This window comes from Streptomyces sp. NPDC091682 (assembly GCF_044756625.1).
In the GTDB taxonomy this organism is placed as follows: Bacteria; Actinomycetota; Actinomycetes; order Streptomycetales; family Streptomycetaceae; genus Streptomyces.
Genome location: NZ_JBIVTH010000006.1, coordinates 450,932 through 461,163 on the forward strand (window position 1 = coordinate 450,932; position 10,232 = coordinate 461,163).

At 68.2% G+C, this 10,232-nt stretch carries 9 protein-coding genes; 7 read left to right on the plus strand and 2 right to left on the minus strand.

The window, feature by feature from the left end; translation table 11 throughout:
* Positions 1 to 10 precede the first annotated feature (10 nt).
* The 4 genes from ACIQK6_RS17355 to ACIQK6_RS17370 are packed head-to-tail and all read left to right on the plus strand — an operon-like array spanning position 11 to position 4,855.
* Positions 11 to 2,233, plus strand: coding sequence for a polyribonucleotide nucleotidyltransferase (locus tag ACIQK6_RS17355; RefSeq protein ID WP_329107595.1), 2,223 nt, complete (start codon positions 11 to 13; stop codon positions 2,231 to 2,233).
* Entirely contained in the window at positions 2,230 to 3,609 is a 1,380-nt protein-coding gene (locus ACIQK6_RS17360; RefSeq protein ID WP_329098762.1) for a pitrilysin family protein, read from the plus strand. Before ACIQK6_RS17355 ends, ACIQK6_RS17360 begins: the two co-directional genes overlap by 4 nt.
* Before the next feature lie 25 nt (positions 3,610 to 3,634).
* Positions 3,635 to 4,387: a 4-hydroxy-tetrahydrodipicolinate reductase gene (dapB, locus tag ACIQK6_RS17365; RefSeq protein WP_329098761.1), complete on the plus strand. Its 753-nt coding sequence runs from the start codon at positions 3,635 to 3,637 to the stop codon at positions 4,385 to 4,387.
* A 15-nt stretch (positions 4,388 to 4,402) separates the two neighbouring features.
* Entirely contained in the window at positions 4,403 to 4,855 is a 453-nt protein-coding gene (locus ACIQK6_RS17370; RefSeq protein WP_329098760.1) for a hypothetical protein, read from the plus strand.
* Between the two features lie 33 nt (positions 4,856 to 4,888).
* Here ACIQK6_RS17370 and ACIQK6_RS17375 read toward each other — a convergent pair whose 3' ends face one another.
* Positions 4,889 to 5,461 carry a hypothetical protein gene (locus ACIQK6_RS17375; RefSeq protein WP_402695023.1) on the minus strand — a complete coding sequence of 191 codons (573 nt, stop codon included), beginning with the start codon at positions 5,459 to 5,461 and terminating at the stop codon, positions 4,889 to 4,891.
* A gap of 48 nt (positions 5,462 to 5,509) precedes the next feature.
* Positions 5,510 to 5,749, minus strand: a complete 240-nt coding sequence (locus ACIQK6_RS17380) for a hypothetical protein (protein ID WP_329098759.1) — start codon at positions 5,747 to 5,749, stop codon at positions 5,510 to 5,512.
* A 211-nt stretch (positions 5,750 to 5,960) separates the two neighbouring features.
* On the opposite strand from ACIQK6_RS17380, the gene thyX reads away from it, so the two are divergent.
* The 3 genes from thyX to ACIQK6_RS17395 all read left to right on the plus strand — a co-directional run bounded on the left by thyX (position 5,961) and on the right by ACIQK6_RS17395 (position 9,611).
* Positions 5,961 to 6,701 carry an FAD-dependent thymidylate synthase gene (thyX, locus tag ACIQK6_RS17385; protein WP_329098758.1) on the plus strand — a complete coding sequence of 247 codons (741 nt, stop codon included), beginning with the start codon at positions 5,961 to 5,963 and terminating at the stop codon, positions 6,699 to 6,701.
* Positions 6,702 to 6,901: 200 nt separating this feature from the next.
* The gene (gene dapA, locus ACIQK6_RS17390) at positions 6,902 to 7,801 is read left to right on the plus strand and encodes a 4-hydroxy-tetrahydrodipicolinate synthase (RefSeq protein ID WP_329098757.1); all 900 of its coding nucleotides are present in this window, start codon (positions 6,902 to 6,904) and stop codon (positions 7,799 to 7,801) included.
* A gap of 124 nt (positions 7,802 to 7,925) precedes the next feature.
* Positions 7,926 to 9,611: a ribonuclease J gene (locus tag ACIQK6_RS17395; protein ID WP_329098756.1), complete on the plus strand. Its 1,686-nt coding sequence runs from the start codon at positions 7,926 to 7,928 to the stop codon at positions 9,609 to 9,611.
* Positions 9,612 to 10,232: the final 621 nt, after the last annotated feature.

Here is a 10,232-nt window from a genome sequence, read left to right on the forward strand (position 1 = left end):
GAAAACGCTAGTGGAGAACGAGACCCACTACGCCGAGGCCGTCATTGACAACGGTTCCTTCGGCACCCGCACCATCCGCTTCGAGACGGGCCGCCTGGCCCGCCAGGCCGCCGGCTCCGCCGTTGCCTACCTGGACGACGACACGATGGTGCTGTCCGCCACCACCGCGTCGAAGAAGCCCAAGGACCAGCTCGACTTCTTCCCCCTGACGGTGGACGTCGAGGAGCGGCAGTACGCGGCCGGCAAGATCCCCGGCTCCTTCTTCCGCCGTGAGGGCCGCCCCTCCGAGGACGCGATCCTCACCTGCCGCCTGATCGACCGCCCGCTGCGCCCGTCCTTCAAGAAGGGCCTGCGTAACGAGATCCAGGTCGTCGCGACGGTCATGGCCCTCAACCCCGACCACCTGTACGACGTCGTGGCGATCAACGCCGCTTCCGCGTCCACCCAGCTGGCCGGCCTGCCCTTCTCCGGCCCGATCGGCGGCGTCCGCGTCGCGCTGATCCGCGGCCAGTGGGTCGCGTTCCCGACGCACACCGAGCTCGAGGACGCCGTCTTCGACATGGTCGTCGCGGGTCGCACCCTCGAGGACGGCGACGTCGCGATCATGATGGTCGAGGCCGAGGCCACCGAGAAGACCATCGCCCTCGTCAAGGGCGGCGCCGAGGCGCCGACCGAGGAGATCGTCGCCGCCGGTCTGGACGCCGCGAAGCCCTTCATCAAGGTCCTCTGCAAGGCCCAGTCGGACCTGGCCGCCAAGGCCGCCAAGCCCGAGGGCGAGTTCCCGGTCTTCCTGGACTACCAGGACGACGTGTACGAGGCCCTCGCGGCCGCCGTCAAGGGCGAGCTCTCCCAGGCGCTGACCATCGCGGGCAAGCAGGACCGCGAGGCCGAGCTGGACCGCGTCAAGGAGATCGCCGCCGAGAAGCTCCTCCCGGCCTTCGAAGGCCGCGAGAAGGAGATCTCCGCCGCCTACCGCAGCCTGACCAAGGCCCTGGTGCGCGAGCGCGTCATCAAGGACAAGGTCCGCATCGACGGCCGCGGGATCACGGACATCCGTACCCTCGCCGCCGAGGTCGAGGCCATCCCGCGCGTGCACGGCTCGGCGCTGTTCGAGCGTGGCGAGACCCAGATCCTGGGCGTCACCACCCTCAACATGCTCCGCATGGAGCAGCAGCTGGACACCCTCTCCCCGGTGACCCGCAAGCGCTACATGCACAACTACAACTTCCCGCCGTACTCCGTCGGTGAGACCGGCCGCGTCGGTTCGCCGAAGCGCCGCGAGATCGGCCACGGCGCGCTCGCCGAGCGCGCGATCGTGCCGGTCCTCCCGACCCGCGAGGAGTTCCCGTACGCGATCCGTCAGGTGTCCGAGGCCCTCGGCTCCAACGGTTCGACGTCCATGGGCTCGGTCTGCGCCTCCACCATGTCGCTGCTGAACGCCGGTGTGCCCCTCAAGGCCCCCGTCGCCGGTATCGCCATGGGCCTGATCTCCCAGGAGATCGACGGCAAGACGCACTACGTCGCCCTCACCGACATCCTCGGTGCGGAGGACGCCTTCGGCGACATGGACTTCAAGGTCGCCGGCACCAAGGAGTTCGTCACCGCCCTCCAGCTCGACACCAAGCTGGACGGCATCCCGGCCTCCGTCCTGGCCGCGGCCCTCAAGCAGGCCCGCGACGCCCGCCTCCACATCCTCGACGTGATGATGGAAGCGATCGACACGCCGGACGCCATGTCCCCGTTCGCCCCCCGGATCATCACCGTCAAGATCCCGGTGGACAAGATCGGTGAGGTCATCGGGCCCAAGGGCAAGATGATCAACCAGATCCAGGAGGACACCGGCGCCGAGATCACGATCGAGGACGACGGCACCATCTACATCGGTGCCTCCGACGGCCCGGCCGCCGAGGCCGCCCGCGCCACGATCAACTCGATCGCCAACCCGACCATGCCGGAGGTCGGCGAGCGCTACCTGGGTACGGTCGTCAAGACCACCACCTTCGGTGCCTTCGTCTCCCTCATGCCCGGCAAGGACGGCCTGCTGCACATCTCGCAGATCCGCAAGCTCGCCGGTGGCAAGCGCGTGGAGAACGTCGAGGACGTGCTCGCGGTCGGTACCAAGGTCCAGGTCGAGATCGCCGAGATCGACCAGCGCGGCAAGCTCTCGCTGGTCCCCGTGATCGACGGCGAGACCGCCGGTGACGACGCTGACAAGGACGACTCCGACAAGTGATGTCGCGTAGTTCCCGTGTGACGGCCCGCCCCTCTTCGGAGGGGCGGGCCGTCGCCCGTACCCAAACCCTCCTCAAGGGCAGCAACGGCATCGGCACCGTCCGGCGCACCGTGCTGCCCGGCGGACTGCGCATCGTCACCGAGACGCTGCCCTCCGTCCGCTCCGCCACGTTCGGCATCTGGGCGCACGTCGGCTCCCGTGACGAGACGCCCACCCTGAACGGCGCCACGCACTACCTGGAGCATCTCCTCTTCAAGGGCACGCACCAGCGCAGTGCCCTCGACATCTCCTCCGCGATCGACGCGGTCGGCGGCGAGATGAACGCCTTCACGGCGAAGGAGTACACCTGCTACTACGCCCGGGTGCTCGACACCGACCTGCCGCTGGCCATCGACGTGGTCTGCGACATGCTCACCGGCTCGCTGATCCGCGAGGAGGACGTGGACGCTGAGCGCGGCGTCATCCTCGAAGAGATCGCGATGACCGAGGACGACCCGGGCGACATGGTGCACGACCTGTTCGCGCAGACCATGTACGGGGACACCCCCCTGGGACGTCCGGTCCTCGGCACCGTCGACACGATCAACGCGCTCGGCGCCGACCGGATCCGCCGCTTCTACAAGAAGCACTACGACCCGACGCACCTGGTCGTGGCTGCTGCCGGCAACGTCGACCACAACAAGGTCGTGCGCCAGGTCCGTGCCGCTTTCGAGAAGGCCGGCGCGCTGACCCGCACCGACGCCGAACCGATCGGCCCGCGCTCCGGGACGAAGCGCATCCGCACCGCCGGCCGCGTCGACCTGGTGAACCGCAGGACCGAGCAGGCCCACGTGGTCCTCGGCATGCCGGGGCTCGCCCGGACCGACGAGCGCCGCTGGGCGCTGGGCGTGCTGAACACCGCCCTCGGCGGCGGCATGTCCTCGCGACTCTTCCAGGAGGTCCGGGAGAAGCGCGGCCTCGCCTACAGCGTGTACTCGTACACCTCCGGCTTCGCCGACACCGGCCTCTTCGGCGTGTACGCGGGCTGCCGCCCCAACCAGGTGCACGACGTGCTCCGGATCTGCCGCGACGAGCTCGACAAGGTCGCGACGGAGGGGCTCGCGGACGACGAGATCAAGCGGGCCATCGGCCAGCTCTCCGGATCCACCGTCCTCGGCCTGGAGGACACCGGCGCGATCATGAACCGCATCGGCAAGAGCGAGCTGTGCTGGGGCGACCAGATGTCGGTCGACGACATGCTGGCCCGGATCGCCGCCGTGACCCCGGACGACATCCGCTCGGTGGCACAGGATGTACTGGCACAGCGGCCCTCGCTCGCGGTGATCGGCCCGCTGAAGGAGAAGCAGGCCGCCCGTCTCGACGAAGCGGTCGCCTAGTTCCGTACGTGAGTAAGGAAGCAATATGAGCAAGCTGCGCGTGGCAGTCCTCGGCGCCCAGGGTCGCATCGGCGCCGAGGCCGTCAAGGCGGTCGAGGCCGCCGAGGACATGGAACTGGTCGCGGCGCTCGGCCGCGGCGACAAGCTGGAGACGCTGGCCGAGGCCGGCGCCCAGGTCGCGGTCGAGCTGACCACCCCGGCATCGGTGATGGGGAACCTGGACTTCCTCATCCGTCACGGCATCCACGGAGTGGTCGGCACCACCGGCTGGACCGAGGACCGCCTCGCGCAGCTGGGCTCCTGGCTCGACGGTTCGCCGCAGACCGGTGTGCTCATCGCCCCGAACTTCTCTATCGGCGCCGTCCTCACCATGAAGTTCGCTGCCCAGGCCGCCCGTTACTTCGAGTCCGTCGAGGTCGTCGAGCTGCACCACCCCAACAAGGTGGACGCCCCCTCCGGCACGGCGACCCGGACGGCGCAGCTCATCGCGGCCGCCCGCGCCGAGGCCGGCCTCGGCGCGCAGCCCGACGCCACCGCCACCGCCCTCGACGGAGCGCGCGGCGCCGACGTCGACGGCGTCCCGGTGCACGCCGTCCGCCTGCGCGGGCTGCTGGCCCACCAGGAGGTGCTCCTCGGCGGCGAGGGCGAGACCCTGACCATCCGTCACGATTCCCTGCACCACAGCAGCTTCATGCCGGGCATCCTGCTCGGTGCGCGCCGCGTGGCGCAGACCCCGGGCCTCACCTTCGGCCTGGAACACTTCCTCGACCTGGGCTGACGGACTGATTTCACGATGCGCGCGAAGATCACGTACTTCCTCACGGCCGCCGTCCTGGTGGTCTACTTCGTTCTGGTCGGCAGCCGGGGCCTGATGCTGATCGAGCACGGGACCCTGCTCACGGTCACCTTCGGGGTGGCCGTGCTGATCCTGCCGGTCATCGGTGTCTGGTTCCTCTGGCAGAACACCCGGTTCGTCACGCGGGCCAACCACCTCGCGACCGAGCTGGAGGCCGAGGGCGGACTGCCCGTCGACGAGTTGGAACGGGACGCGTACGGGCGGATCCTGCGGGACTCCGCCGACGAGGTCTTCGCGCGCCGCAAGGCCGAGACCGAGGACGCGCCGGGGGACTGGCGCAGCTGGTTCCGGCTCGCCGTCGCCTACCACGACGCCCGGGACACCCCTCGGGCGCGCAAGGCGATGCAGAGGGCGATCGCCCTGCACGACAAGAAGCCCGTACAGGTCTGACCTGTACGGGCCTCCGGGGGCGGTTCGGGCCGGTCAGGCGGCCACCACGGGCCGGTACTCGTCGGCCCAGGCGCCCACCGTGTCGGCGGCCCGGTCGAAGGCCTCGGTCCGCGACAGGAAGTCGGCGTTGTGGTCCGTCAGCAGCACCGGCGCCTCCGCGCCGTCCCGGGCGCCCATCGTCAGGGCCTGACCCTGCACGGTCCTCGGCAGCCCGAGCCAGCGCACCGGCTGCTGCACCGTACGGAGCTCTCCGATCTCGCTCCAGGCGGTGGTGCGGGTCACGAAGAACCCCACCCGGCGCAGTCCCGCGGGGCTCACCCATACGCCGATGCGCAGGGTCTGCACCGCCGATCCGACGACCGCGAGGGCGGCGATCAGGCAGACGAGGGCTCCGCCCCAGCCGCCCGCGAAGGCGACGATCATCGTGGCCAGCAACATGAAGGCCGACAGCAGGAGCAGTAGCGCGCCGATGCCCACGCGCCAGGGGCCGGGGCGGTAGGGCCGGCGCCAGCGGTCCTGGTCGGCATGGGCCAGGATCTCGTCGCCGTCACCGTCGCCGTCGTCCACATCGGATACGCCGTCGGCCGTCAAGAAGGGCAGGGGCACGGCTGGACCTCACTCACATGCATGTTCGGTTGGGCTGTGCCCGTGAGGCTACCGCCCCTGGGACGCCTCCGACTGCTGCGACTTCTCCGGCGCCTTGCTCGGCTGCAGTGCGGGCATGCCGAGGAGCAGTGAGCCGGCGAGCCCCGCAACCACGGTCAGTCCGACCAGAGTACGGGCGATCAACTGCGTCCTGCCCAGACGCTCGCGCGGCGGCGGAGTGACGTTGCTTCGGAATCGGTCGGCTTCTGAGATGAAGGCGAACGGGACGGGTTCGCGCCGGAGGAACATCAGAGTGAATCTCCTCGGGGTGGAGGGGCGTGCGTTCTCGTAGGTAAGACGTACGGGCCCGTCAATGGGTGCCGGATTTCGGGACATTAGGAAAGATTCATGGCTGTGCGTCAGGCGTACGACGCCCCTGCGCCGCGTGCGTCTGCGTCGGCCGTGCGGGGGGCGCCGTAGAGTGGGCGCGCCCCAGGACGCACGTTTGGAAGGACCCCCGGTGAGCGAAACCGCCGCTTCAGATCTGAAACCCAGCTTCCGCAGTGAGGTGACGGTGGAGCTGGTGAAGCACTCCGCCGCCGACTCCGACGTACTGTGGGCCGCTCGCGTCTCCACGGCCGGCGAGCAGTCGCTGGAGGAGCTGCAGAAGGACCCGGAGCGTTCCAAGGGCCTCATCAACTACCTGATGCGCGACCGCCACGGCAGCCCGTTCGAGCACAACTCGATGACCTTCTTCATCAGCGCCCCGATCTTCGTCTTCCGCGAGTTCATGCGCCACCGCGTGGGCTGGTCGTACAACGAGGAGTCGGGCCGCTACAGGGAGCTCGAACCGGTCTTCTACGTCCCGGACGCCGAGCGCAAGCTGGTCCAGGAGGGCCGCCCGGGCAAGTACGTCTTCGTCGAGGGCACCCGGGCGCAGCAGGAACTGACCGGCCGCGTCATGGAGGACTCCTACGTGCAGGCCTACGAGGCCTACCGGGAGATGCTCGCCGCGGGCGTGGCCCGCGAGGTTGCCCGTTCGGTCCTGCCGGTCGGTCTTTTCTCCTCGATGTACGCCACCTGCAACGCGCGCTCGCTGATGCACTTCCTCGGTCTGCGCACGCAGCACGAGCTCGCGGCGGTCCCGTCCTTCCCGCAGCGGGAGATCGAGATGGTCGGCGAGAAGATGGAGCAGCACTGGGCGAAGCTCATGCCGCTGACGTACGCCGCCTACAACGGCAACGGTCGCGTTGCCCCGTAAGGCGCGGTACACCGGCGGCGCACAGATGCACGGCGTTAAGTCCTAAGTGTCCGTATTGCGACGTTTCGTAAACTTCATCTAGGCTGATCAAACGGACCCGGCACTGCTTGAACCCCCGAGCAGGCAGTGCCGGCGTCCAACACCCCGTTGGCGTCCCCCGAGGGGACACCGCGAGCATGGCAGCGAGTAGCGTGTTACCCATGGCTCCGATCTCGACTCCGCAGACCCCCTTCGGGCGGGTCCTCACCGCCATGATCACGCCGTTTACGGCGGATGGCGTACTCGACCTCGACGGCGCGCAGCGGCTCGCCGTCCACCTGGTGGACGCAGGCAACGACGGCCTGATCATCAACGGCACCACCGGTGAGTCGCCGACCACCACCGACGCGGAGAAAAACGACCTCGTACGAGCCGTCCTCGAAGCCGTCGGGGACCGCGCCCACGTGGTCGCCGGCATCGGTACCAACGACACCCGCCACACCCTCGAGCTGGCCCGCCAGGCCGAGCGCACCGGGGCGCACGGCCTGCTCGCCGTCACCCCGTACTACAGCAAGCCACCGCAGGAAGGCCTCTTCCGGCACTTCACGGCGATCGCCGACGCCACCGAGCTGCCGGTCATGCTCTACGACATTCCCGGCCGCAGCGGTGTCCCGATCGACACCGAAACCTTGGTCCGGCTGGCCGAGCACCCCCGTATCGTTGCCAACAAGGACGCCAAGGGCGACCTCGGCCGTGCAAGCTGGGCCATCGCGCAGAGCGGCCTGGCCTGGTACTCGGGCGACGACATGCTGAACCTGCCGCTCCTGTCGGTCGGCGCGGTCGGATTCGTCTCCGTGGTCGGCCACGTGGTCACCCCCGAGCTGCGCGCCATGCTGGAGGCGCACCTGGGCGGAGACGTCCAGAAGGCGACCGAGATCCACCAGAAGCTGCTCCCGGTCTTCACCGGCATGTTCCGTACCCAGGGTGTGATGACCACCAAGGGCGCGCTGAACCTGCAGGGTCTGCCCGCGGGCCCGCTGCGGCTCCCGCTGATCGAGCTGACCGCCGAAGAGACGGCCCAGCTCAAGATCGATCTTGCCGCCGGCGGGGTACAGCTCTGACAACAGACTTCACAACTCAATAAGCACGAACAACCACATACAGAACTGACAACAGCAAGTGCACGAATGACATGCGCGCCACGTGCCTTCCGGGGTACGTGGCGTGCGTGGTGAGGAGAGACTTTTGAGCCATCCGCATCCGGAACTCGGTCCGCCGCCGAAGCTGCCCAAGGGCGGCCTCAGGGTCACCCCCCTGGGTGGCCTCGGCGAGATCGGCCGCAACATGACCGTCTTCGAGTACGACGGCCGTCTGCTGATCGTCGACTGCGGCGTCCTCTTCCCCGAGGAGGAACAGCCGGGCATCGACCTGATCCTGCCGGACTTCAGCTCCATCCGGGACCGCCTCGACGACATCGACGGCATCGTCCTGACGCACGGCCACGAGGACCACATCGGCGCCGTCCCCTACCTCCTCCGGGAGAAGGCGGACATCCCGCTGATCGGCTCCAAGCTGACGCTGGCCCTCATCGAGGCGAAGCTCCAGGAGCACCGCATCCGCCCCTACACCCTTGAGGTGAAGGAAGGCGAGCGCGAGGCCCTCGGCCCCTTCGACTGCGAGTTCATCGCGGTCAACCACTCCATCCCGGACGCCCTGGCCGTGGCCATCCGTACCGGCGCCGGCATGGTCGTCGCCACCGGCGACTTCAAGATGGACCAGCTCCCGCTGGACAACCGCCTCACCGACCTGCACGCCTTCGCGCGTCTGAGCGAAGAGGGCATCGACCTTCTCCTCTCCGACTCCACGAACGCCGAGGTCCCGGGCTTCGTCCCGCCCGAGCGCGACATCTCCAACGCCATCCGCGGGGTCTTCGCGGGTGCCCAGAAGCGGATCATCGTGGCGTCCTTCGCCAGCCACGTGCACCGCATCCAGCAGATCCTCGACGCCGCCCACGAGTACGGCCGCCGGGTCGCCTTCGTCGGCCGCTCGATGGTCCGCAACATGGGCATCGCCCGTGACCTCGGCTACCTGAAGGTCCCGGCCGGTCTCATCGTCGACGTCAAGACCCTCGACGACCTGCCGGACGACGAGGTCGTGCTGGTCTGTACGGGCTCCCAGGGCGAGCCGATGGCGGCCCTGTCCCGCATGGCCAACCGCGACCACCAGATCCGGATCGTCCCCGGGGACACCGTGATCCTGGCGTCGTCCCTGATCCCGGGCAACGAGAACGCGGTCTACCGCGTGATCAACGGCCTGACCCGCTGGGGCGCCAACGTGGTTCACAAGGGCAACGCCAAGGTGCACGTCTCGGGCCACGCCTCGGCCGGCGAGCTGCTGTACTTCTACAACATCTGCAAGCCGCGGAACCTGATGCCGGTCCACGGCGAATGGCGCCACCTGCGCGCCAACGCCGAGCTCGGTGCCATGACGGGCGTCCCGAAGGACCGCATCGTCATCGCCGAGGACGGCGTGGTCGTCGACCTGATCGACGGCAAGGCCCGGATCTCCGGCAAGGTCCAGGCCGGCTACGTGTACGTGGACGGCCTCTCGGTCGGCGATGTCACGGAAGTCCACCTCAAGGACCGCAAGATCCTCGGCGACGAGGGCATCATCTCGGTCTACGTCGTGGTGGACAGCAGCACCGGCAAGGTCGTCAGCGGCCCGAACATCCAGGCCCGCGGCTCCGGCATCGAGGACTCGGCCTTCTCCTCGGTCATCCCGAAGATCGAGGAAGCCATCGCCCGCGCCGCGGCCGACGGCGTGGCCGAGCCGCACCAGATCCAGCAGCTCATCCGCCGCACGATGGGCAAGTGGGTCTCGGACGGCTACCGCCGCCGCCCGATGATCCTGCCGGTCGTCGTCGAGGTCTGACCCTCGCCGTAGCGGCCGAACGGGAGCGGGGCAACCGGATTTGCATCCGGGGGCCCCGCTCCAGTACGTTTACGTCTCCACCTCGCACGGCACCCCCGCACACACGTGTGTCCGGACAAGCCATGCGGGCGGGTGGGAACTCAGACCCAGGGAGACCTGATAAAGTCTGATCCGCCCGAAAGGGAAAGGCCCCTCCAACGGCCACCAATTCAAATCCCAGCCGGAAACGGTACGGAAATGGTCTGGTAAGGTTGGAACCGCCGAAAGGGAAAGCGCGAAAGCGAAAACCTGGAAAGCGCCGAGGAAGTCGGACGCGAAAGAGTCTGATAGAGTCGGAAACGCAAGATAGCAGAACGAAAGCCCGGAGGAAAGCCCCAGCGGATGTCGCGGGGGTGAGTACAAAGGAAGCGTCCGTTCCTTGAGAACTCAACAGCGTGCCAAAAATCAACGCCAGAAGTTGATACCCCGTCCACTTCGGTGGATGAGGTTCCTTTGAAAAAGACCTGTAAGGCTTCCTCGTGGAGTGCTTGCAGGCAACAACACAGCGAGGACGTTGTGGCGCGTCGGTCATATTCCGACATGATGCGCCCGCTCTAAGTGATGTGTGCACCCGATTACGGG

Excerpts from the sequence above, each read along its gene's own strand:
- dapB (WP_329098761.1), top strand. The coding sequence starts at position 3,635 with ATGAGCAAGCTGCGCGTGGCAGTCCTCGGCGCCCAGGGTCGCATCGGC.
- ACIQK6_RS17370 (WP_329098760.1), top strand. The coding sequence starts at position 4,403 with ATGCGCGCGAAGATCACGTACTTCCTCACGGCCGCCGTCCTGGTGGTC.
- ACIQK6_RS17380 (WP_329098759.1), bottom strand. The coding sequence starts at position 5,749 with ATGTTCCTCCGGCGCGAACCCGTCCCGTTCGCCTTCATCTCAGAAGCC.
- dapA (WP_329098757.1), top strand. The coding sequence starts at position 6,902 with ATGGCTCCGATCTCGACTCCGCAGACCCCCTTCGGGCGGGTCCTCACC.